Origin of the sequence: Euzebya pacifica (assembly GCF_003344865.1) — a bacterium.
Lineage (GTDB): Bacteria > Actinomycetota > Nitriliruptoria > Euzebyales > Euzebyaceae > Euzebya > Euzebya pacifica.
Genome location: NZ_CP031165.1, coordinates 1,975,624 through 1,997,692, shown reverse-complemented (window position 1 = coordinate 1,997,692; position 22,069 = coordinate 1,975,624). Strand labels below are relative to the sequence as shown.

Annotated in this window: 20 protein-coding genes and 1 pseudogene; 5 read left to right on the top strand and 16 right to left on the bottom strand. The window is 70.1% G+C overall.

The window, feature by feature from the left end; translation table 11 throughout:
- Positions 1 to 54: 54 nt before the first annotated feature.
- From ruvB to DVS28_RS08315, 5 genes are all read right to left on the bottom strand, one after another.
- The gene (ruvB, locus tag DVS28_RS08335) at positions 55 to 1,107 is read right to left on the bottom strand and encodes a Holliday junction branch migration DNA helicase RuvB (RefSeq protein WP_114591048.1); all 1,053 of its coding nucleotides are present in this window, start codon (positions 1,105 to 1,107) and stop codon (positions 55 to 57) included.
- The gene (ruvA, locus tag DVS28_RS08330) at positions 1,104 to 1,691 is read right to left on the bottom strand and encodes a Holliday junction branch migration protein RuvA (protein WP_114594063.1); all 588 of its coding nucleotides are present in this window, start codon (positions 1,689 to 1,691) and stop codon (positions 1,104 to 1,106) included. Before ruvA ends, ruvB begins: the two co-directional genes overlap by 4 nt.
- Before the next feature lie 88 nt (positions 1,692 to 1,779).
- Complete coding sequence (locus DVS28_RS08325) at positions 1,780 to 2,430, bottom strand: crossover junction endodeoxyribonuclease RuvC (protein WP_216826482.1); 651 nt, start codon at positions 2,428 to 2,430, stop codon at positions 1,780 to 1,782.
- A 72-nt stretch (positions 2,431 to 2,502) separates the two neighbouring features.
- On the bottom strand, positions 2,503 to 3,873 hold the full coding sequence (locus DVS28_RS08320; protein ID WP_114594062.1) for an FAD-linked oxidase C-terminal domain-containing protein: 1,371 nt from the start codon (positions 3,871 to 3,873) through the stop codon (positions 2,503 to 2,505).
- Between the two features lie 7 nt (positions 3,874 to 3,880).
- The gene (locus tag DVS28_RS08315; protein ID WP_114591047.1) at positions 3,881 to 4,444 is read right to left on the bottom strand and encodes a DJ-1/PfpI family protein; all 564 of its coding nucleotides are present in this window, start codon (positions 4,442 to 4,444) and stop codon (positions 3,881 to 3,883) included.
- Positions 4,445 to 4,580: 136 nt separating this feature from the next.
- Between DVS28_RS08315 and DVS28_RS29925 the strand changes: the two genes are divergently transcribed.
- The gene (locus tag DVS28_RS29925) at positions 4,581 to 5,279 is read left to right on the top strand and encodes a FadR/GntR family transcriptional regulator (RefSeq protein WP_281273529.1); all 699 of its coding nucleotides are present in this window, start codon (positions 4,581 to 4,583) and stop codon (positions 5,277 to 5,279) included.
- Between the two features lie 6 nt (positions 5,280 to 5,285).
- Here the strand turns inward: DVS28_RS29925 and DVS28_RS08300 are convergent, their stop codons facing one another.
- Genes DVS28_RS08300 through DVS28_RS08275 form a run of 6 tightly spaced genes read right to left on the bottom strand, consistent with a single transcriptional unit; the run spans position 5,286 to position 9,345 of the window.
- On the bottom strand, positions 5,286 to 5,741 hold the full coding sequence (locus DVS28_RS08300) for a GNAT family N-acetyltransferase (protein WP_216826480.1): 456 nt from the start codon (positions 5,739 to 5,741) through the stop codon (positions 5,286 to 5,288).
- Positions 5,742 to 5,762: 21 nt separating this feature from the next.
- Entirely contained in the window at positions 5,763 to 6,515 is a 753-nt protein-coding gene (locus DVS28_RS08295) for a YebC/PmpR family DNA-binding transcriptional regulator (RefSeq protein WP_114591046.1), read from the bottom strand.
- A gap of 7 nt (positions 6,516 to 6,522) precedes the next feature.
- On the bottom strand, positions 6,523 to 7,110 hold the full coding sequence (gene pdxT, locus DVS28_RS08290; protein ID WP_114591045.1) for a pyridoxal 5'-phosphate synthase glutaminase subunit PdxT: 588 nt from the start codon (positions 7,108 to 7,110) through the stop codon (positions 6,523 to 6,525).
- Positions 7,111 to 7,161: 51 nt separating this feature from the next.
- On the bottom strand, positions 7,162 to 7,908 hold the full coding sequence (locus tag DVS28_RS08285; protein WP_114591044.1) for an HPr family phosphocarrier protein: 747 nt from the start codon (positions 7,906 to 7,908) through the stop codon (positions 7,162 to 7,164).
- Positions 7,901 to 8,212: a PTS lactose transporter subunit IIB gene (locus DVS28_RS08280; protein ID WP_114594059.1), complete on the bottom strand. Its 312-nt coding sequence runs from the start codon at positions 8,210 to 8,212 to the stop codon at positions 7,901 to 7,903. The genes DVS28_RS08285 and DVS28_RS08280 overlap by 8 nt, the downstream gene beginning before the upstream one ends.
- A gap of 2 nt (positions 8,213 to 8,214) precedes the next feature.
- A complete protein-coding gene (locus DVS28_RS08275; protein WP_114591043.1) occupies positions 8,215 to 9,345 on the bottom strand; it encodes a PTS transporter subunit EIIC in 1,131 nt (376 codons plus the stop codon).
- Positions 9,346 to 9,509: 164 nt separating this feature from the next.
- On the opposite strand from DVS28_RS08275, the gene DVS28_RS08270 reads away from it, so the two are divergent.
- The 3 genes and pseudogenes from DVS28_RS08270 to DVS28_RS28000 all read left to right on the top strand — a co-directional run.
- A complete protein-coding gene (locus tag DVS28_RS08270; protein ID WP_114591042.1) occupies positions 9,510 to 10,007 on the top strand; it encodes a hypothetical protein in 498 nt (165 codons plus the stop codon).
- Positions 10,008 to 10,151: 144 nt separating this feature from the next.
- Entirely contained in the window at positions 10,152 to 10,397 is a 246-nt protein-coding gene (locus tag DVS28_RS28265) for a hypothetical protein (protein WP_114591041.1), read from the top strand.
- 138 nt (positions 10,398 to 10,535) lie between these two features.
- A pseudogene (locus DVS28_RS28000) lies at positions 10,536 to 11,335 on the top strand (transposase); the annotation flags it as partial.
- Positions 11,336 to 11,712: 377 nt separating this feature from the next.
- Here DVS28_RS28000 and DVS28_RS08255 read toward each other — a convergent pair.
- On the bottom strand, positions 11,713 to 15,792 hold the full coding sequence (locus DVS28_RS08255) for an RHS repeat-associated core domain-containing protein (protein ID WP_164710174.1): 4,080 nt from the start codon (positions 15,790 to 15,792) through the stop codon (positions 11,713 to 11,715).
- Positions 15,793 to 16,361: 569 nt separating this feature from the next.
- Here DVS28_RS08255 and DVS28_RS08245 point away from each other — a divergent pair.
- A complete protein-coding gene (locus DVS28_RS08245; protein WP_216826479.1) occupies positions 16,362 to 17,441 on the top strand; it encodes a phospholipase D-like domain-containing protein in 1,080 nt (359 codons plus the stop codon).
- Between the two features lie 85 nt (positions 17,442 to 17,526).
- On the opposite strand, the gene pdxS is transcribed toward DVS28_RS08245, so the two are convergent.
- From pdxS to DVS28_RS08225, 4 genes are all read right to left on the bottom strand, one after another.
- Positions 17,527 to 18,426 (bottom strand): pyridoxal 5'-phosphate synthase lyase subunit PdxS, encoded by a 900-nt coding sequence (gene pdxS, locus DVS28_RS08240; RefSeq protein ID WP_164710171.1) that lies wholly within the window; start codon positions 18,424 to 18,426, stop codon positions 17,527 to 17,529.
- A 61-nt stretch (positions 18,427 to 18,487) separates the two neighbouring features.
- Positions 18,488 to 19,591, bottom strand: coding sequence for a DUF3048 domain-containing protein (locus tag DVS28_RS08235; RefSeq protein ID WP_114591037.1), 1,104 nt, complete (start codon positions 19,589 to 19,591; stop codon positions 18,488 to 18,490).
- A gap of 20 nt (positions 19,592 to 19,611) precedes the next feature.
- Positions 19,612 to 20,715 (bottom strand): glycosyltransferase family 4 protein, encoded by a 1,104-nt coding sequence (locus DVS28_RS08230; RefSeq protein WP_164710170.1) that lies wholly within the window; start codon positions 20,713 to 20,715, stop codon positions 19,612 to 19,614.
- 32 nt (positions 20,716 to 20,747) lie between these two features.
- Positions 20,748 to 21,821, bottom strand: coding sequence for a phosphatidylinositol mannoside acyltransferase (locus tag DVS28_RS08225; protein WP_114591035.1), 1,074 nt, complete (start codon positions 21,819 to 21,821; stop codon positions 20,748 to 20,750).
- Positions 21,822 to 22,069 lie beyond the last annotated feature (248 nt).

Genomic DNA, 22,069 nt, shown 5'->3' with positions numbered 1-22,069 from the left:
GACCTCCGACCGGGCCCCCGGTCGGTCAGCCGCCCGACGGTCGACGCCGAGGGTTCAGTCGAACAACGAGGGGCCGGCGCCGGGGGTCCGGTCCAGCGTGAACGGCAGGTCGAGGTGCCCGAAGGCCGCCGCTGTCGCCACCCGACCGCGGGGGGTGCGGGCGAGCATGCCCTTCTGGATGAGGAAGGGTTCGACGACGTCCTCGAGGGTGTCGGGCTGCTCTCCCACGGCAACGGCGAGGGTGCCCAGACCGACCGGGCCACCACCGAAGTCGCGGCACAGCTTGTCCAGCACCATGCGGTCGAGCTTGTCCAGCCCGGCCGGGTCGACCTCGAACATCTCCAGGGCAGCGGAGGCGGTGGCGTGGTTCACGGTGCCGTCGCCCTTGACCTCGGCGTAGTCACGCACGCGCTTGAGCAGGCGGTTGGCGATGCGAGGGGTGCCGCGGCTGCGGCGGGCGATCTCCAGCGCGCCGGCGGCGTCCATCGGTACGTCGAGCAGCGTGGCGGAACGGGACACGATCCGTCGCAGGTCGCCGGGGTCGTAGAACTCCAGCCGGGTCGCGAAGCCGAAGCGGTCGCGCAGCGGGCCGGTCAGCAGGCCGGTGCGGGTCGTGGCGCCGACGAGGGTGAAGGGTGGCAGCGGCAGCCGGAAGGCCTTGGCGGCCGGGCCCTTGCCGACCACGATGTCCAGGACGAAGTCCTCCATGGCCGGGTAGAGGATCTCCTCCACGGCGCGGGGCAAGCGGTGGATCTCGTCGAGGAAGAGCACGTCGCCCTTCTCGAGGTTGGTCAGGATGGCGGCGAGGTCGCCGGGCCGTTCCAGCGCCGGCCCGGACGTGGCCCGCAGGGCCGCCTGCATCTCGGTGGCCACGATGTGGGCGAGGGAGGTCTTGCCCAGGCCCGGCGGCCCGGAGAACAGCAGGTGGTCGGCCGAGGCGCCCCGTCGCTGGGCGCCGGCGAGGATCAGGCCGAGCTGGTCCTTGATGCGCTGCTGGCCCACGAACTCGCCGAGGTGGCGAGGACGCAGGCTGGTCTCGAGGTCGAGGTCCTCGTCCTGGGCGTAGGGGTCGATGACCTCGTTGTCCAGGCCGTGCTCGTCGGTCATCCGAGGCCTCGCAGGGCGCCGCGGATCTGGACCTCGGCGGGTTCGTCGGCGGGGACACCGCGGAGGGCGTGCTCGACCTCGGCCGCGCCGTACCCGAGCGCAGAGAGGGCCTGCCGGGCCTCGCTGCGGGGGTCGTCGGCGGCGGCCGCGGTCGGCAGGCCGTTTCCGGCGGGGCTGGACGAGGGCAGCATGCCGACCTTGCTGCGCAGCTCCAGCACGAGGCGCTGCGCGCCCTTCTTTCCCACGCCGGGGATGGCGGTCAGACCGGTGACGTCCTCGGCGATGACCGCGGCGCGGATCCCGTCGGCGCCGAGGGTGTCGACGGCGGCGAGCGCCAGCTTCGGCCCGACGCCGGAGACCGACAGCAGCAGCTGGAACAGGTCCCGGTCGCCGACGCCCGGGAAGCCGTAGAGGTCCATCGCGTCCTCGCGGACGGCGAGGTGGGTGTGCAGGACGATCTCGGTCCCCACGCCGCCGAGCCGGACGCCGGAGGGCACGCGGACGAGGTAGCCGACACCGCCGACGTCGAGGACGACGCGGCCGGGTTCGAGGTGGGCGACGGCGCCACGGAGCAGGGCGATCATGTCGCGGTGAGGAGGAGGACGGTCATGGTGCGGTCGAGGGTAGGCGGTGGGTGCGACGTGGTCGGGTTCCGGACCGCTGCAGGATCGGTCATCGACGTCCCCGCGGGTGGGCGGTCGGCCGGACGGCCTGCAGGCCGGGGCCGGCCTCGGCCAGCGCCGCGGCGAGGCGTGGCGGCAGCCCGGCGGTAGCGGGGTTCGGCTGACCGGGGCCGGACCCCGGCGTCGTGGCGGGCCCGGCCGTCGGCATCGCGGCCTGCTGCAGGTGGCACAGCGCCACGGCGAGCGCGTCGGCCTTGTCCGCGGGTTTGGGCGGCTTGGCCAGGCCCAGCATCCGCTGGACCATGAAGGTCACCTGGTCCTTGTCGGCGTCACCGAAGCCGGTGACCGCAGCCTTGACCTGTGAGGGGGTCAGCTCGGTCACGCCCAGGCCGTGGCGGGCTCCGACGAGGTGGACGAGGCCCACGACCTGGATGGCCCCGACGCCGGTGCGGGCCTGGTTGTTGATGAAGACCCGTTCGACGGCGAGCGCCGCCGGCCGGTCGGTGGCCACGGCGGACTCGATGGCGGCGTGGATGGCCGCCAGACGGTCGCCGAGGGCCTGATCGGGGGGTGTGCGCACGACCTCTGCCCGGACGACCTTCGCGCGCTGCGCCGGCCCGTCGAGGACGGCCACGCCGCAACGCGACAGACCGGGGTCCACGCCGAGCACACGAATGGAAGCGGCCGAGGGGTCGAACATCTGTACTGCACTGTAGCAGCCAAGGTGCCCTCCCCCGGCCAACCCGACCAACCGCCGGGCGGCGGGACCGTGCTACGGGAGAGGAGGGAGGACGGCGCCGGGGTTGAGGATGCCAGCGGGGTCGAAGGCGGCTTTCACGGCGTGCTGCAGCCGGATGCCGGCGGGGCCGAGCTCGTCGGCCAGGCGGTGGGCCTTGAGACGGCCGACCCCGTGCTCGCCGGTGATCGTGCCGCCGAGCCCGAGCGCCGCGGTCAGGATGTCGTCGAAGGCCTTGGCGGCCCGGTCGGCCGAGCTGGCGTCGTGCACGATCGTGGGGTGCAGGTTGCCGTCGCCGGCGTGGCCGAACGTGCCGATCAGCAGCTCGTACCGCTCGGCGATGCCCTCGATGGCCGCGATGGCTGCCGGCAGGGCGCTGACCGGCACGCAGACGTCGTCGAGCAGAGTCGTGCCCAGGCGTTCCAGCGACGGGTAGGCGGCGCGCCTGGCAGCCAGCAGCGCCTCGCCTTCCGCCGGGTCGTCGGTGGACGCCACGAAGCCTGCGCCGGCAGCCTCGCAGCGCACCGCGAGTTCGGCGATGTCGTCGGCTGCGCGCGGCCCGGTGTCGCACTGGGCCAGGACGAGCGCGGCGGCATCGCGGTCGAGGTCCATGCGGTGGGCCTCGTCGACCACCCGGATCGTGGTGGCGTCCATGATCTCCAGCAGCGACGGGGACAGGCCGTCGGCAGCGATGGCGGCAACGGCCCGACCGGCGGACTCCAGGGTGGGGAAGAAGGCCACCAGCGTCGCCGCGGCGAGCGGGGCGGGGACCAGGCGCAGGGTGGCCTCGGTCACCACGCCGAGGGTGCCCTCGGAGCCGACCATCAGGTGGGTCAGGTCGTAGCCGGCCACGCCCTTGCGGGTGCGGTGGCCGGTCCGCACGATCGAGCCGTCGGCGAGGACGACTTCCAGGGCGAGGACGAAGTCGGCCGTGACCCCGTACTTGACGCAGCACAGCCCACCGGCGTTGGTGGCGATGTTGCCGCCGATGGTGGAGAAGTCCTTGCTGGCGGGGTCCGGCGGGTAGCTCAGCCCGTGGGTGCGGGCGGCGGCGTCGACGGTGGCGGTGACGGCGCCCGGTTGGACGACGGCGTAGCGGTCGGCCGGGTTGACCTCGAGCACCCGGTCCATGGCCGCCAGCGACACCACGACTGCCCCGTCCACGGCGTTGGCCGCCCCGGCCAGGCCGCTGCCGGCGCCGCGGGGCACGACCGCCACGCCGTGGGCCGACGCCCAGCGCAGCACCGTGGCGACGTCCTGCGTGGTCCGGGGCCGGACCAGCGCGAGGGGCGTCCCAGAACTCAGACCGGGCACCTGGTCCCCGGCGTGAGCGGCGACGACCTGCGGGTCGGTGACCAGCAGGTCGTCGTCGAGCTCGCCGGCCAGGCCGGCGAGCGCATCGGTCAGCACAGGATCAGGCCGCCGGCGCCTTGGCGCGCAGGACCTGCATGAACTCGCGCATCCACGTGGGGTGGTCGGGCCATGCACGGGCCGAGACCATCAGCCCGTCGACCACGCCGGCACCGTCGACGAACTCCGCGCCAGCGGCCTCGACATCCGGCTGCAGCGCCGGGTAGGCGGCGGTGCGGCGACCCTGCAGGGTCCCGGCGGCGGCCATGACCTGGGCGGCGTGGCACAGCTGGGCGACCGGCAGGTCGTTGGCCATGAAGTGCTGCACGATGCGCTTGCAGTCCTCGTCGTTGCGGATGAACTCCGGCGCGCGACCGCCGGGGACGACGAGGGCGACGTAGTCAGCCGGGTCGACGTCGGCGAACGCAAGGTCCGCATCCCACGTGTACCCGAGCTTCTCGGTGTAGGTGTCGAAGCCGTCGACGAAGTCGTGCACCACGAACTGCAGCTTCTTCTTGCTCGGGGCCGCGATGTCGACCTCGTACCCCTCTTCCAGCAGGCGCTGGTAGGGGTACATGACCTCGAGGCTCTCGGCGGCATCGCCGGTGATGATCAGGACCTTTGCCATGGGATTGCCCTCCTGTAGTGGCTGTGCGTGCGCCGTCCGCGCTCGGGGCTTGGCTCGACGTGGCCGAGACCCTATTCTTGGTCTGACCAACAGTCAATACGATCATCAGTTGTTCATCTCACCAACAGGAGCCGGCGTGAGCGTGTTCGAATCAGTGGCCCCCTCGCCCCTGTACCAACAGGTGGCCGGGCGGATCCGCGAAGCCATCGTCGACGGACGGTTCGGCCCGGGTGACGCACTGCCCGGCGAACGCGAGCTGGCCGAGACGTTCGGCGTCAGCCGCGCATCGGTGCGCGAGGCGCTGCGCCAGCTCGAGGCGCAGGGGCTTGTCGCCGGTGGCCGGACCGCGCAGGGACGGACCGTCGCCCGCACCAACCGGAAGGCGTTGACGCAGGCGCTCACCGACTCCATGGCGCTGCAGCAGGTGCCGTTGACGGACCTGGTCGAGCTGCGCTGCGCGGTGGAGGGACAGGCGCTGCGCCTGGCCGCCGCCATGCCGGTGCTGACGGCGCTGGAGGAGGCCGACGCGGCGCTGGCCACGATGCGCCGCTCCCACGACGACGCGATCGCCTACGACCTGGCGGACGTGGCGTTCCACGCGGCACTGGTGCGCGCCTCGGGCAACCAGGCGATGCATGCCGTCATGCAGGCGTGTCGCGACACCCAGACCCGCTACCTGGCCGACGCGCTGGCGGAGGTCGAGGACCTCAACGGCACCCTGTCCCGCCTGACCGAGGAGCACGAGGCGATCCTTCGCGCCGTCGACCAGGGTCGCGGCGACGACGCCGCCGCCCTGACCGAGATGCACATCCGCGGCTTCTACGGCCGCGAGTGAGGCGGGCTACAGCTCCAGCCGCATGCAGGTGCTGTAGGGGTTGACGGTGTAGTCACCGAACGGCGGGCAGGGCCGGAACCCGTTGCGCTCGTAAAGGGTCCGGGCGGGCGCGAAGACCGCCATCGTCCCGGTCTCCAGGCTGACCGCCTCGTACCCCCGTGCGCGGGCCAACCCGATGAGCTCGTCGAGCAGCGCACGGGCGATGCCCCTCCCCCGGGCCGCCTCGGCGACGTGCATGGACTTGACCTCCCCGTGGGCGGCATCGAGCTCGCGGAGGGCGCCCACCCCCAGCAGCACGTCGTCGTCACGGGCTGCGAGGAACGTGATGTCGGGCCGGGCCAGCCCGTCGAGGTCCAGCGCGTGCACGTGCCCCGGCGGCGACGTGGCCCGCATCAGGGCCAGGTGCGCCTCGAGCAGCGCCACCACGTCGGGCGCCCGCGGGTCCGCCGCAGCGATGCGCACGGCTGGAGGCCGGGGGTGGCGCTAGGCCACGGCCTCCATGATCTCGTCGGAGATGTCGTAGTTCGCGAACACATCCTGCACGTCGTCGGAGTCCTCGAGGGCATCGATGACGCGCATGACCTTCTTCGCGCTCTCCTCGTCGGTGATCGGGACGTTGACGCTGGGCAGCATCGTGGTGTCGGAGGACGACACGGGGATGCCGGCCTCGGTCAGGGCCTTGCGGACGTCGTTCACGTCCGTCGGCTGGCAGGTGATGGTGTAGACGTCGCCGTCGTTGCTGACGTCCTCGCCGCCGGCTTCCAGCGCCGCCATCATGACCTCGTCCTCGTCGGTGCCGTCGGTCGGGACGGTCACGACGCCGGTGCGGGTGAACAGGTAGTTGACCGCGCCGGGCTCGGCCAGCGAGCCGCCGTTCTTGTTGAACGCGGTGCGCACGTCAGCCGCAGCACGGTTGGTGTTGTCGGTCAGGCACTGCACGTAGACGGCCACACCACCGGGCGCATAGCCCTCGTAGTAGACGGTCTTCCAGTCCGCCCCACCGCCGTCACGACCGGCCGCACGGGCCAGGGCACGCTCGATGTTGTCCTTGGGGACCGAGGCGTCCTTGGCCTTCTGCACCATCGTGGCCAGGGTCGGGTTCATGTCGGGGTCTGCGCCCCCGTCACGGGCCGCAGCCTCGATGGCCTTGATCAGCTTTCCGAACAGGCGCCCGCGGGCCGCGTCGTTCGCGCCCTTCTTGCGCTTGATCGTTGCCCATTTGCTGTGACCCGACATCTCGCTCTCACCTGATCAAATCGACGAAGAGTTCGTGCAACCGGGAGTCGTCGGTCAGCTCGGGATGAAACGAGCTGGCCAGCAGTCGACCCTGACGGCAGACGACGATGGTATCGCCCACCGTGGCAAGTACGTCCACCGCTACTCCGGCCCGCTCGATCGCGGGGGCACGGATGAAGACCGCCTTCATCGGTCCGCCGGTGATCCCGGCGACGTCGAGGTCGGTCTCGAAGCTGTCGAGCTGCCGTCCGAAGGCGTTGCGACGGACGCTGGTGTCCATGGCTTCCAGCAGCGGCTGGTCGGCCGGACGACCGTCGTGGTGCACCGCCTCGCTGGCCAGCAGGATCGCCCCGGCACAGGTCCCGAAGACCCCCAGCCCGTCGGCGATGCGGGCGCGAAGCGGCTCGAGCAGGTCGAACAGGCCCAGCAGCTTGCCGATGGTCGTGGACTCTCCGCCGGGGATGACCAGTCCGTCGATCGCCTCGAGCTGGTGGGCGTGCTTCACCGGCATGGTGCGCACCCCGAGCTCGTCGAGCACCCGCAGGTGCTCCGCGACGTCGCCCTGCAGGGCCAGCACTCCAACTGTGGTCGTCATCGGGCCGCAGGGTAGCGGCCGTCCGCAGGCCTCTCGGCAGCCACTCGGGGCTCAGGGTGCCGCGATGACCGCCACGACCGCCTCCACCGCAGCTCGGGCACCCGGGCCGCTGGCGCGAACCTCCACCACCTCGCCGTGATCCACACCGAGCGCCAGCAACGACAGCATCGATGTCGCGTCGACCGGCGTGCCGCCGGGACGTCCCACGGTGACCGCCACGTCCTGGGCGGCCGCGATCCGCACGACCGCCGCTGCGGGGCGGGCATGCAACCCGACGTCGGCCCCCACCTCGACCGGTACGACCACCTCCTCTGGCTCGTCGACGGCCTCGGGCGCCGGGTCGGGGTCGGGCGCCGGGTCGGGGTCGGACCCGAGCAGCAGGGTCCGCACTTCCTCCGCGTCGTCGGTGGTCGACAGCCGCGACAGCCGCGCCCGGTCCCGCAGGACCCCGGCCAGCCGAGCCATCAGCGGCAGGTGGTCCGCCGAGGCCGAGGCCAGGCCGATGACGACCCGCACGGGCTGGCCACCCCAGTCGATTGGTTCGGCGAGTTGCGCGACGGCCACCATGGCGCGGTGCACCAGTGACCGCGAGGCGTCGGTGCCGTGCGGCATGGCCACCCCAGGACCCACGACGGAGGACACGATGGCCTCGCGTTCGTGCATCGCCTCGCCGTAGGCGGCGGCCACCGCGCCGGCCTCGACCAGCAGCCCACCGACGAGGTCGATGGCCTCCTCCCTCGACTGCACGACCGCGCCCATGCGAATGCCGCCGAGGGGCAGGACCTCGTGGTCATCCACCCAGCGGGTCCCCGTCGCGGATGGCGGCCTCGAGCCGGTCGAACGCCGGGTCGCCCATGAACAGCTGGAACGGCAGGACGACCACACCGGGGGCGGCCTGCCGGGCCCGGCCGGCCAGCGCCGCGTGACACAGCACCACGTCGCCCTCGCCTGCCTCCAGCCGGTTGACGGCCGCATGGGTCACCGGCACGCCGTAGGGCGCAAGGCGCGTCGACAGCTGCGAGGTCAGCAGGACGCTGGAGCCCATCCCGGCCTCGCAGGCCACCAGCACCCGCCGTACTGCCCCCCCGTCGATCGTTGGCATGTTCACGCCTCCCGTGCCTGCGATGCCGACCACTTGTTGGCCGATGACCTCGTCCGCGCGTCGGCCAGGTCCCCAGCGGTGTCCTTGCGGCGCTCGGCCTTGAGCAGGAGCGTACCGACGCCGGCCGAGACCAGGGTGGACAGCAGGATGCCGAGCAGGGGGCCGACGTAGCCACCCCGCGGCATCACGGCCAGCCACGCGAAGATCGACCCGGGAGACGGTGTCGCGACCAGGCCTGCGCCGGTCAGCATGAAGGTGGCCACGCCGGTCGCCCCGCCGGCGATGGCGGCGATCAGCAGGCGTGGCTTCATCAGCACGTAGGGAAAGGAGATCTCGTGGATGCCGCCAAGGAAGTGGATGATCACGGCACCCGGCACCGTCGGCCGGACGTCTCGCGGCCCCGCCAGCCAGAAGGCCAGCAGGATGCCGAGCCCTGGGCCCGGGTTGGTCTCGATCATGAACACGAGCGACTGGCCGATCCGTTCGGCCTCGACCGCCCCCAGGGGGGCGAGGACCCCGTGGTTGACGGCGTTGTTGAGGAACAGGACCTTGGCCGGCTCGACGATGACCGACACCACAGGCAGCAGGTGATTGGCCACCATCCAGTCGACCCCGTCGCCGAGGGTCACGGTGACCACCGACACGACCGGGCCGATCGCCACGTAGCCGAGCACGGCCATGGCCAGGCCGAGCAGGCCGAGGGAGAAGTTGTCGACGAGCATCTCGAACCCCGCGCGCACGCGGGGTCGCAGGCTCCGGTCGACCTGTCGCAGGGCGAGGGCAGCCAGGGGACCGGCGACCATCGCGCCGAGCAGCTGGGGAACGTCAGAGCCGACGACGATGCCCATCGTCGCGATCGCGCCGATGACCCCTCCCCGCTGGTCGTGCACCACACGTCCGCCGGTCAGCCCGATGAGGACGGGCAGCAGCGTCGTGACCATCGGTTCGCTCAACGACGCCAGTCCCTCGTTGGGGATCCACCCGGCGGGCAGGAACAGGGCGCTGAGCAGGCCCCAGGCGATGAACGCGCCGATGTTGGGCATGACCATGCCGGCCAGGTTCCCGCCGACGCGCTGCAACCAGGTGCGCAGGCGAACCCAGGTCCCCTCTGGGGCAGCGCCTGCATCGTTCATCCGGAGAGCCCTCCTCGGCCGGCCCGTCCGCCTCGCTCGAATCGAACGGCTCTCCCCCAGTGTCGTTGGAACCGCGGTTGCACGCCAGCCCAAGGGACAGAAGCCGGTCGGCCGGGGGCGCGTGCTGGCCGGAGCGTCCTCGACCGGGCAGGATCGGTGCGGCCATGAACAACGTCGTCGTCCTCACCCGTCCGCTCGCCATGCGCGTCGTCGCCGCGTCCACCCTGGTGGTGATCATCGCGTGGGCGGCCCTGTCGGGCGACACGAGCGACTTCGGGGTCGTGGCCTATCCGGCCATCATCGGCCTGCAGACCGCCCGTGAGTTCCTGTGGCGGCTCGAGGTCACCGCCAAGGGCATGCACGAGCGGCCCGGCATCGGCCCCGCACGCGAGATCAGCTGGAAGGCCATCGACGCGGTGATCATGCCGAACTCGACGTGGTGGCGGATCAACCCGGTCCTGAAGGTCATCGAGGGACCCAACGTACAGCTGACCGCTGCCGACGACGTCGATGCCGTCATCGACATGGCGGTGAAGAAGGGCAAGACGATCGTCGGTTCGGCCGACTCGGTGACGCTGGTGCGCTCCATCGCCCCGTGGATCCTGCTCCTGGGGCTGGCCTGCCTGCTGCTCGGTGCCCAACTCGTGGGCGCCGCAGCCTGAGACCGCGCCCACGAGGGGGCACGGCACCTACCCGTAGGTGGTGGTGATGCCGCTGCCGCCGGTTGCCGTGACCGGCCGGCTATCCTGTCGTTGGAGTGACCCCTGTTTGGTGGACAGGCTCCCGCTTGGGAGACTGGAGCCACGATGCCGAAGAACAAGCCCCCGTATCGGCTCGAGCTGCGTGAGCAGCTGATCGCACTGGTCAAGGCAGGTCGCTCGCCGGAGGAGCTGTCGCCTGACTACGGGCAGACCGCGCAGACGATCCGCAACTGGATCGCCGCCGATGTCGCAGAGGACGACCCGGCTCATCTGGGCCGCGCCGAGCGCGAGGAGCTCGCCAGACTCCGTCGGGAGAACAAGATCCTTCGCGAGGAACGCGAGACCCTGTGAAAGGCCGCGGCCTGGTTCGCTGCGGAGACCGACGCGACGCCCCGAAAGCCTTCGCGTTCATGACGGCGAATCAGGCCGAGCACGCCGTCGCGACGATGGCCCGACTGCTGGTTGTCATTCTGACCGGGGCGTCCGCCGATTCGTCGGGACGTGGAGCGGGCGTTCTTGGGGCAAGATCGCCGAGGAACTGACCAGCGAGGAGGCCGCGGTCGCGGTGGGTGTGTCGGGTCCCGTCGGATCGCGGTGGTTCCGCGATCGTGGCGGCATGCCATCGATCCAGCTGACCTCCGGCACTGACCGGTTCCAGTCCTTCGTTAAACGGGAGGACATCGCGCTGCTGCTTCGCGACGGCAAGTCGATCCGCCACATCGCCCGAGAGCTGGACCGATCACCGTCGACGATCTCTCGGGAGGTGCGTCGCAACGCGGCAACCCGTAGCGGCAAGCTTGAGTACCGGGCCTCGGTGGCGCAGTGGAAGGCCGAGCTGATGGCACGACGAGCCAAACCCGCGAAGCTGGTCGCCAACGACCGGCTGCGCGAGTACGTGCAGGACCGGCTGGCCGGCAACATCAACGCGGCGGACGGCACCACGATCGTGGGGCCATCGGTGGCGTTCAAGGGTCGCCGGCACGGCCGTCGCAAGGACCGGCGGTGGGCCACCGCGTGGAGTCCGGAGCAGATCGCCAACCGGTTGAAGCTCGACTTCCCCGATGATGAGTCGATGCGGACCTCACACGAGGCCGATCTACCAGGCGCTGGACATCCAGGGCCGCGGCGCGCTGAAGCGCGAACTCGTCGCATGTCTTCGGACTGGTCGTGCGCTGCGCGTGCCGCGAGCCCGCCCGGCCAACCGGGGCAAGAAGTTCGTGACAGACCAGGTGATGATCTCCGCACGGCCGGCAGAGGTGAAGGACCGCGCGGTGCCCGGGCACTGGGAATCTCGCGCCGGGCGACCGCTACGGCCGCAGCGGGCAGCGAGGGGTACTCCTGCAGCTGGTCAAGGACCTAGCGCACATAGCGCTCCTTGACCGTCGGATCAATCTTCTTGGGCATGACTCGCACCGCCACGTCAGTACCAATCAATAGGTTGCGGCCGCACCTACCAATGCAACCACGCCCGCCACCAACAGCGCTAACCGAAGGAACCGTTCGGGAACGTACGAAACGTTGATGGGCAGCAAGAAGGCACCAAGAACTAGGAGGACTCCTGCAACGAGGAGCGGTCGAGGAAATCCCGGGGAAGCGAGTCGGCCGAGCAAGAACGCGAATGCAGCGATGGCAATTACCGCAAGGACCCGAGCTACTTGTAGGCCACTCATGCCGTGCAGTACCCCGTGCCATAGCCCGCGTATGCACCAGCAAGTAGCGTCGCCCCATAACCTCCTGTGGCAAGAATGCCAGCGACCCCGAAGACGATGCCGGCCCACTCGAGTCCGCTACAAGCTGCTCCCGTCGGGTCGATGCCGTTGATGGGGTTGTTGCCGACGTAGGTGTAGGTGTTGGCGAACGGCAGTGCGGTCAGGGAGAGGGCGGGGTCGGGTTGGGTCCAGCGGGCCTGGTCGGGGTTGTAGTAGCGCAGGCCCATCTTGTACAGGCCGGTGGGGTCCTGATGCTGCCCGGCGAACCTGAACGGCTGGTCGACGTGGCCTGCCGTCACCGCCGTCACCGACGTCTGCCCGTAGGGGCTGTAGGCATACCTGGTGGTCACCGTGCCGCCATCGTCGACCAGCGCCTGGGTGGACCCCAGCCGATCGGGCAGCAGGTAGTGGATGTCAGTCCCCTCACGACGGGACAGCACCTGGCCATCAGGGAGTCGCGTGTAGCCAACCGTCGTACTCCCCGTCGTCTGGGCCGTCACGCCCAACAGGCTGGTGACGTAGCTGGTCGACCCGAGCGTGGCCCGGCCGACGGCGGTGTCGCCCCAGTAGGTCGCCGCCAGCGGACCGGTCCCACCAGCGGTGATGCTGACAGGCCGGTTGGCCTCGTCATAGGTGTAGGCGTCCCCGGCGGAGGTGGCGGTCAGGTTGCCCTGCCCGTCATGGGACACCGTGACCCCACCGGCGTTGGTGAGCTGGTTGGCGGCGTTGTAGGAGAAGATGGTGGTCGACCCGCCATCGTTGTGGGTCAGCCGATTCCCCGCCGGGTCATAGCTGTAGTGGTGCACCGTCGCCGAGCTGGTGTACATCCCATCGAGCCGTTCCAGCTGGTCATAGGTGTAGTAGAAGGTCTGCCCCGCCACCCCATCGGTCTCTGCATGCACCAACGCCGTGTCACCGGTCCCGTCGTGATAGTCATAGGACCGATCGACCTCAACAGCCGTCCCATCGCCAGCGGTGACGCCCACCAGCCTGCCGGAGGTGTCGTAGTCCCGGTCGATCGTCCAGCCGTTGGGCAGGCTGGTCTGGTCAGGCTGGCCGTTGGTGGTGTAGCTGATCGTGGTCGTCACGCTGCCCGGCTCGGTCACGCTGACCACCTCGTTGGCGTCGTTGTAGGTGTAGGACACGGTGCCGGCCAGGTCCGTGAGCGAGGTCAGGTTGCCGGCATCGTCATAGGCGTAGCTGGTTGTCACCGACCCTGGGGAGGTCTCCCCGATGATCCGGTAGATGTCGTCATAGGTCGTGGTGGTGGTGCCGGTGGCATCGGTCCGGCCCGTCCGGTTGCCCACATCATCGTAGGTGTAGGTCAGATCCGGGTCGGTGGGATGGTCCACGCTCACCACCCGATCATGTCTGTCATAGCCGTAGGTGGTGGTGATGCCGTTGCCGTCGGTGACCGTGACCGGCCGGCCGATGCTGTCATAGGTCAACGACACATCCGCTCGCGGTGCCGGATGGTCGATACGGATCAGCTCGCCGTCGCTGTTGTAGGTGTAGTCGGTGACGTTGCCGTTGGGATCGGTCACGCTGTCGATGGTCCCGTCGGCGTTGTAGCTGATCGTCTGGGTGCAGGCGGCACCTGAGCAGGCGGTGGTCGGGTCGGTGATCGTGACCGGCCGGCCCAGGCTGTCGTAGTCGATGCTGGTGGTGTTGCCCTGCGGGCTGGTGACCGCCGACGGGGCATAGGGGTTGTCGGTGTCGGTGTAGGCAAACGCCGTCTGCGCGCCGGTGGGCAACTCGACCGATTCCAGGTTGTACCGGGCGTCGGTTGAGTAGGTGTTGATCGTGGCGTTGCCATCAAGGTCGGAGAAGGAGGCCACCGACGCCGACGCAGTCCAGGAGGTCTGGCGGTCCCGTCCCAGCGCGTCTTCCACCTCGGTGATCCGACCCTGCCGATCAAAGGCGTAGGTGGTGTCGTGCCCGTTCGGGTCGGTCACCACCGTCTCCCAGGCGGTGGAGTAGTCAAACAGCCACGTCGGACCGGTCATGCCCACCGGGTCATCCACCCGGACAAGCTCCACCACCCGCCCGTCGGTGTCGTAGTCGAACAGGGTGTGGTTGCCCTCGGCATCCTCGATGCCGGTCAGGTTGTGGTCGTTGTCGTAGGTGTAGGTCGTGACGTTTCCGTCAGGGTCGGTGAACGTCTCGATCTCGGCATCGCCGGTGTAGGTGAACCCGTAGGACCGGCCGGCCGGGTCGGTGTAGCCGGTCAGGTCCTCATTCCAGGTGTTGGAGGAGTAGTCGAAGCTGGTGGTCTGCCCACGGCTGTCAGTCATCGTGGTCGGCCGGTCATACCCCGAGGTGGCATACCCCATCGTGATGGCGTTGCCGTGCCGATCGACCATGGTGTCAAGGATCCCACCGGCAGAGAACGTCCACACCTCGCCGGAGCGGACGAACGTCAGCAAGAACTCGCCGGATCCCAGCTGGTGCAGCGCAAGGTCTGATCCCTCAGGGCTGTCCCAGCCGCCCGACACCGAGTTGTAGGGGAAGTGCCACTGCGCGCCGGCGACAAGCCACCGGTCACCAGACTCCCCGGCCTCCAGCCGCACCCCGTCAGAGGGCAGGACCTGCCAGTTCCACCCGGCGTTCCACCACGGCCCGAACGTCCCACCGGCAGCATGGGTGCGGGTGTCGAACCGCGAGTCGTACTGGCGCACCACCCGTGCATCATGGCCGGCAACCCCCACCAGGTCCACATCGGTCTCACGGACCGTCAGGTTGCCCGATGCCAGGTTGACATGGGCATCACGACGCTCTGACAGGGTGAAGGACTCCAGGCCGTACTGGTCCTTGATGCCGAACAGCGGGTTGTAGCGGATCCACAACGACGGCCACACCGCGGGGTCGGTGGCCTCCTCGGTGTGGACCCGGTAGTAGTCGCTGTCGTCGGTCTTCAGCAGGATCCCGTAGTTGTCCGTCGCCGGGCCGTCCAGCCACTGCTGGACATGACGGTCCACGCTGATCCCGACCTCCTCCCCCGGGTTGGACACTGCGGTGCCGTACTCGCGCGGCCCAAAATCGCCGCCGGGGCTGCCCCACGCCTGCCCGTTCTCCCGGTTGTTCCACGACACCCAGCCCGGATCGAACGGTGCGGTCAAGGCAAAGGCCTCCAACGCATCAGTGGCCGACCCCGGACTGACAGTGGTACGGGTCAGACGGATCGCAGCGTTCTGGATCACCTGGACCGGCTCATCGAACACTCCATGGAGACCGAAGTGGTAGATCATCCGATGCTCACCGGTGCCGTCATCACCGATCACCCCGGTCGCCGACCCACAATCGGTCAACGACGGCGCATCCTCGTGCAGCTGACAGTCCGTGGTCCACGCCGTCGAGGACACCGTCGGATCAACCGTCACCGGCCACACCCGCCCAGGATCAGCCAACCAATCGGTGTCAGTGATGGTCTGCACCACCCGGCCCCGCCCGTCCAGCCGAAGCTCCACCCCATCAGAGCGGACCCCCGCAGCGTCCTCCATGAACGGCGGCGCCACAATGAACCGAACCTGCCCATCGGCATCGACCAGCCGCACCCCCCGCTCGTCTGCAACCAGCTCCAACCCGACCGTGGCCACGTCGAAGACAAACGACGTCGGCGCGTCCGGGCCCTCCAACACGATCGCCTCCTTCACCCCACCCACGAACGGCCGGTAGACCAACGACACCCCCGCAGCCACACCCGCATAGGCCACCCCGCCCCGATCAGCCTCCGCCCGTCCCTGCGAGGCCGCCACCGCCCGTTCGGCCCGACCGGGCCCACCGGCGGCGGTCAACGCAAACGCCACCGACACCTCCCCATCAACCACACGCACCGGCCCCCTCGCCTCCGCCGGCAACTCGACCCCCACCGGCAACCCCGCAGCCACAAACGACCCATCCGGCCGGGCCGTCACCGACGCATCGACATCCACCCACCCCTCCCCCGTACGGACATGCAACGGGACCTGGGTGACCTGCACCGCCTGCGACCCATCCGACATCTCCCACACCTTGGAGAACTCACCCCGCTCAGCCACCACCTCAACCACCGGCTCAGCCAACCCCTCCGCCACCGGCCCCCACCGGCCAGGGGAATCCACCGACGACGCAGGCGCCCCCGCACCCCCACGCACCACCTCCCCCGGCACCCACCCCGCTGACCCAACCTCAGCCACCGGCTGAGCCGACACCGGAACCCCTCCCACCGCCAACACCACCGCCAGCAACGCCCCCACCCACACCACGACACGACCACGACCGAACCGAGCGACCACCACGCACCCTTTCCCCAGCCCACGCACACGCAGGCACACCGACGCTGACATCCCCCCGAAGACAGCGACGCAGGGGTCAGGCGGCGCAACTCACGGGCGATGACCAACAAACAGGCCACCGATACCGACGGTTCTAGGACAACCCACCCGCCCCCGTCAACCTCACACCCGCCAGTTCACCCAACCGCCACTCAACGCAACACGACCTTGCCACTGCGCCGGCTCGAGGATCCGTTTGGCGGCACCGTCCACGGGGCACTCAGGGTGACATGGAACGAGCCCGGGCTGTACTGGAGGGCGTGACCGGGGGATCGGTCACGCATGACAACGCTGTGGAGGTGTTCCGCAACGGCGACGAGATCTTCCCGGCCATGATGGAGACGATCGCGTCGGCCGAGCGGCGGATCGACCTGGTCACCTACGTGTACTGGACCGGCGACATCGCCCAGCGCATGGCCCACACGCTGGCCGATCGCGCCCGTGATGGCGTGCGCGTCCGCGTCATTCTCGACGCCGTCGGCAGCATGGCCATGGACAGCGACCTGGTCGACGAGATGAAGGACGCCGGCTGTGAGGTCGAGTTGTTCCGGGCCGCCAACGACCGGCCCAGCCGCATGCACCATCGCACCCACCGCAAGCTGCTGATCGTCGACGAGCGGGTCGCGATGACCGGTGGCGTCGGCATCGCCGAGGAGTGGCAGGGCGACGCCCGCAATCCCGACGAGTGGCGCGACACCCACTTCCGGCTCCGCGGCCCGATCGTGCGGCAGATGGGTGCGGCGTTCGTCGAGCACTGGGTCGAGTGCGGCCACCCGTCGGTCTGCGACGGGGACACCTTCCCCGACCTCCCCAAGGAGGGCGACACCGATCTGCTGATGCTCCGGGGGTCCTCCGGACCGTTCTGGCACGACGTCGGCCTGGCCATGGACGCCATGCTGCGCAGCGCCGAACGGCGGATCCGGATCACCACGGCCTACTTCGTCCCCGGCGAGCGGATGCTGGAGCTGATGTGCGCCGCCCCGGCCAGAGGCGTGGAGGTCGAGCTGCTGCTGCCGGGCACCCACCTGGACAACCGGGTCACCCACCTGGCCAGCGCCGACGAATACGAGCGGATGCTGGAGTGCGGGGTCACCATCCGCCACTACGAGCAGACGATGCTGCACGCCAAGGTCCTCACCATCGACGGCGAGCTCGCGATGTTCGGGTCGGCCAACGTCGACGAGCGCAGCATGCGCCACAACGAGGAGCTGTCGATCGTGGCCTTCGACCCCGACCTGGTCGCCATCCTCGACGCCCACTACGAGGAGGACATCACCAAGGCCGAGGTCATCGACCTCGAGCGCTGGCGCGACCGTCCGATCTGGAAGAAGTGGGCCGAAGCCGTCCTCGACCCCTTCGAGGACTGGTTGTAGGCCAGCGCGACGCGTACCGGCACACCCCGGAGACAGACCAACGGCCGCTCCTTCGGAGCGGCCGTTGATGTTCAGTCCTGAAGGGTCACCAGCCGCGCTTGGCCAGCTTCTGGTCCTCCGACAGCTCGTCGAGGTTGATCCCGACCATGGCCTCACCGAGGTTGCGGCTGACCTTGGCCAGCATGTCGGCGTCCTCGAAGTAGGTGGTGGCCTGCACGATGGCGCGGGCACGCTGCTCGGGGTTGCCGGACTTGAAGATGCCCGAGCCGACGAACACGCCGTCGGCACCCAGCTGCATCATCATCGCCGCGTCGGCCGGGGTGGCCAGGCCACCGGCGGTGAACAGCACGACGGGAAGCGAACCGGTCTCGGCGACCTCGCGGACCAGCTCGACGGGCGCCTGGAGGTTCTTGGCGGCCGTGTACAGCTCGGTCTCGTCCATCGTGGACAGCTTGCGGATCTCGCCGGCGATGGACCGCATGTGGCGGGTCGCCTCGACCACGTTGCCGGTGCCGGCCTCGCCCTTGGAGCGGATCATGGCCGCCCCCTCGGCGATGCGCCGCAGGGCCTCGCCCAGGTTGGTGGCACCGCACACGAACGGCACGGTGAACGCGTGCTTGTCGATGTGGTGGGCCTCGTCGGCCGGGGTCAGGACCTCCGACTCGTCGATGTAGTCCACGCCGAGGGACTGCAGGATCTGCGCCTCGACGAAGTGGCCGATCCGCGCCTTGGCCATCACGGGGATGGACACGGCGTCGATGATGCCGTCGATCATGTCCGGGTCGGACATGCGGGCCACGCCGCCGTCGCGGCGGATGTCGGCTGGCACGCGCTCGAGGGCCATGACGGCAACCGCGCCGGCCTCCTCGGCGATCTTCGCCTGCTCGGCGTTGACGACGTCCATGATGACGCCGCCCTTCAGCATGTCGGCCAGGCCGCGCTTCACGCGACGGGTGCCGGTCGTCTCGGTGGTGGGCTCGCTCATGGCGCCACTGTACCCATCGAAATCGAGGCCACTTTCTCGAGCCACTTCGGGCTCCACTGCCCTACTCCGTGGGTTCCTCGGTCGGGGCATCGGCCGACACGTCAGCGACGTCGACCTGCTGGCCCAGGCCGACGGGCTGCAGCTCGACCCAGGTGGCGCCCGGTGCGAGGGGGAACGGCTGTCCGCGGGCGTCGAGCCACTCGAACTGGGCGTCACGGGCGGTCTTGCGCCAGGTGCCCTCGAACCGCTGGCCGTCCCGGTAGAACGTCGCCTCGCCGCCACCGATGAGCTCGATGGAGACCGTGGCCGATCCGGACACGTCCACGCCGCCGCCCGAGCCGGTCTCGACCTCGGCGTAGACGATGTTGGCGGCCGAGATCTGGGTGCCGTCGGCGGTCAGGTGGCGGGTGCCGTTCTGGCCGCGCTCGAACACGCCCTTGCTCTCGCGCCACGCCCACGAGTGGCGGTAGTCGTCGGAGAACGGCGCGAGGATCGTCTCGACCGGCGCACCCCCGGTGGGGATCGTCGCGTCGAAGGGCCACGGTTCGGCAGCGGCGGGCTGGTCGTCGCCGGCGTCCCACAGCTGGGTGGCGGTGGCGTTGAGGTTGTGGGGTGCCGACCGGTCGGCGACACGGTGGATCGCTCCGCCGGCCTGGCCCTCCTCGAACACCGTCAGTCCGGCGGAGAACAGCACGTTGTAGGTGGGGGCTGCCGCACCGGAGATCGCCAGCACCCCGTCGAAGGGCGGGAACAGGTCTGCGTCGACGTCACGACCCGAGCGGACGGGGCCGACCTCGCCGGGGTCGGTGGAGTGGAAGATCGCCAGGAACCGGGTGACGCCACCCTCGACGAGCTCCTCGAACACCACGTCGGCATCCTGCAGGCCGAGCTGGGGGCGGGCCTGGGGGGCGTTGTCGACCTTGATCCCCAGTGCCGGGAGCGCCAGCCGCGTCTCGTCGGTGACCTCCTCACCGGTCAGCGGATAGGCCGGGCCGTCCTCGCTGGGGGTGGGTGTCGGGGTCGGCGTGGGCGTGAACGCCGGCACGGGAACCGCGGTCACCGTGGGGGTGGCCGACACGACGGGTTCGGGCTCGTCGCCGCCGCACGCAGCGGTCAGCAGGGCGAGCACACAGAACAGGAGCAGGGTGTTACGGGCGGTAGTCACGAATGCGCGATTCTATGTCGTCACTGGAGGTCGCTGACATGGGCGCGATGGACCTCCCGATACATCTCCTCCACCTCGGCACCCACGACCGGCCACGCGTACTCCGCGCTGGTCCGCAGCCCCTCGGCCGCCATGGCCTTGCGCAGCTTGTCGTTGGCGAGCAGCGCCTCGAGGGCGTCGGCCAGCGCGACGGCGTTGCCCGGTGGGACCATTCGGCCCTGCACCCCATCGGTCATCACGGTGCGGTAGCCGGGGATGTTGGAGGCGACGACCGGCAGCCCGGCGGCCATGCCCTCCAGCAGGACGATGCCGAAGGACTCCCCGCCCATCGCGGGTGACACGAACACGTCGGCGGAGGCGTGGTAGCGCGGCAGGTCGTTGTGACTGACCGCGCCGACGAACAGCACCTCGGTCCGCAGGCTCGGCGGGACGAGGGACTGGCAGCGTTCGCGTTCGGGCCCCTCCCCCACCACGACCAGCCGCAGGTGGTGGCCCTGTGCCCGCAGGCGCAGGAACGCCTTGATGAGCGTCTCCAGGCCCTTGCGCTTCTCCAGCCGACCGACGAACAGCAGCAGCGGTCGGCTCTCGTCGACGAGGTCGTGCAGTGGCTCGGCTTCGGCGAACCGGGTGTCGTCCACACCGTTGGGAAGGATCCTGAACTGGCCGGTGGGGACCCCCAGCGCCTGGGAGGCGAAGCTCTGCGCCGACGGGGAGACGGCCACCCGGACCTTGAGGTCACCGACGATCTTGCGGATGAACGGGGCGGTGGCCCGGTAGACCCGGTCGCCGGTCGACCATGCGTGGAACGTGCCGATCTTCGGCATCGGACCGGCGACGGTCGCCGCCATCGACACCCACGGCGCCAACGGCTCGTGGATGTGGGTGACGTGGGGGCCCCAGTCGTTCAGCTGGCGCTTCATCCGGTAGATGATCCGGGGGTTCAGCCCGACGGGTGCGACGGAGTCGTTGTAGCGGATGGGCACCGGGCGACCGACGACCTGGACGAGCTTGTCCAGGCCCTCGCCGCGGAGCCGCTTGCTGGCGGGTGCGTAGATGCGCACGTCGTGGCGGTCCAGCAGGAACTCCGCCAGGTTGCCGACGTGGGCCTTCACACCCCCAGGCATGCTCCAGTCGTAAGGGCACACCAAGGCGATCTTCACGACGTTCCCTCTCGTCTGGCGGTGATGGGGCGGTCGGCCTCGAAGATCGGCTGGAAGGCATGCCACTGCTCGGGCGCCAGCCGGATGAGATCCTCGATGCCGCGCGCGGTCACCTGGACGGCCTCGCGGAGGTCGGCCCCCTCGGTCTCCAGCGGCGGGAGGACCTGCAGGTGATAGCGGGTGCCGGGGCGGTGCATCATCGTGATGGGGACGATGGGTGCGCCGGTCCGGCGGTTCAGCAGGGCGGGGCCGGCCGGGATGCGGGCGGGTTCGCCGAACAGCTGGACCAGCGGGGCCTTGCCCGACAGGTCCCGGTCGCTGAGCAGGCCGGCCAGGTGGTTCTGCTCGAGCACGCGTGCCAGCCGACCGGTCAGGTCGTCGCCCCGGCGCAGCGGCACGATCTCCAGGCCCAGCCGCTCGCGCATGGTGACGAACTTGTGGAAGACCCGGCGGGGTCGCAGGACCTCCGCGACGCAGGCCAGGTGGTAGCCGTGGGATTCCGCCCAGCGGGCGGCGACGTCCCACGACCCGTGGTGGGCCAGCAGGATGATCGCGCCGCGTCCCTGGTCGAGGACGCCGTCGAGGTGCTCGAACCCGCTCGTGGTGGTGCGTTCGTCCAGCCACACGGGGTCCATGACGTCGGCCCGGAACGCCTCGGCGTAGTAGCGGGCGTAGGAGGCGTAGGCCCCCTCCACGGCGTCGTCCAGCTCTTCGGCCGGGACGACACGGGACAGGTTCCGGCGGATCATCGCATCGTCGGCCACGCGGCGGGCGACCCCGGCGCCGACCCCGGCCATCCCGAAGACGGGCCGGCTCGGCAGGACACGCACCGTCTCCCACGCGGCGTCCCAGGCGTAGCCGGTCAGGCGCTGGGTCAGCGACTCGGGGGTACGGGGCGGCGGAACCCGGTCGACCGCACCGTGGTTGCGGTCCACCGGTGCGCCGGGATGTCCCGACCCGCGGTAGGCATGGCTGCCGTCGGCCCGGGGACCGAAGTCCGCCCTGGGCGCAGGAGGAAGACCCGGCACCATCGGTGTCGGGTCGCCAGCGTGTTGTTCGAGGTCGGCCACCGCGACGGAAGCCTACGCGGCGCGCCGCACCACCCGGCCAGCCCGGTCGGCCGATGTCCGCATCCTGTCACGCCTGACCTGTCGCTTGTCGGGTTCCTGCGACGGGCGGCCCTGAACCCGACACGCGTCCGGTCGTGGCCCCCGGCCAACCCCGTCGCGTGTTGGATCCTTGCGACGGGCGGCCCGAAACCCGACACGCGTGGTGTGCCCCGGCCGGCTGGACCGGGTCGGCCAGCCCGGTCGGCCGA

Coding starts and splice junctions, on each gene's coding strand:
- ruvB (WP_114591048.1), bottom strand. CDS start 1,107: ATGACCGACGAGCACGGCCTGGACAACGAGGTCATCGACCCCTACGCC.
- ruvA (WP_114594063.1), bottom strand. CDS start 1,691: ATGATCGCCCTGCTCCGTGGCGCCGTCGCCCACCTCGAACCCGGCCGC.
- DVS28_RS08325 (WP_216826482.1), bottom strand. CDS start 2,430: ATGTTCGACCCCTCGGCCGCTTCCATTCGTGTGCTCGGCGTGGACCCC.
- DVS28_RS08315 (WP_114591047.1), bottom strand. CDS start 4,444: ATGGCAAAGGTCCTGATCATCACCGGCGATGCCGCCGAGAGCCTCGAG.
- DVS28_RS08295 (WP_114591046.1), bottom strand. CDS start 6,515: ATGTCGGGTCACAGCAAATGGGCAACGATCAAGCGCAAGAAGGGCGCG.
- pdxT (WP_114591045.1), bottom strand. CDS start 7,110: ATGACGACCACAGTTGGAGTGCTGGCCCTGCAGGGCGACGTCGCGGAG.
- DVS28_RS08280 (WP_114594059.1), bottom strand. CDS start 8,212: ATGCCAACGATCGACGGGGGGGCAGTACGGCGGGTGCTGGTGGCCTGC.
- DVS28_RS08275 (WP_114591043.1), bottom strand. CDS start 9,345: ATGAACGATGCAGGCGCTGCCCCAGAGGGGACCTGGGTTCGCCTGCGC.
- DVS28_RS08270 (WP_114591042.1), top strand. CDS start 9,510: ATGAACAACGTCGTCGTCCTCACCCGTCCGCTCGCCATGCGCGTCGTC.
- DVS28_RS28265 (WP_114591041.1), top strand. CDS start 10,152: ATGCCGAAGAACAAGCCCCCGTATCGGCTCGAGCTGCGTGAGCAGCTG.
- pdxS (WP_164710171.1), bottom strand. CDS start 18,426: ATGAGCGAGCCCACCACCGAGACGACCGGCACCCGTCGCGTGAAGCGC.
- DVS28_RS08230 (WP_164710170.1), bottom strand. CDS start 20,715: ATGCCTGGGGGTGTGAAGGCCCACGTCGGCAACCTGGCGGAGTTCCTG.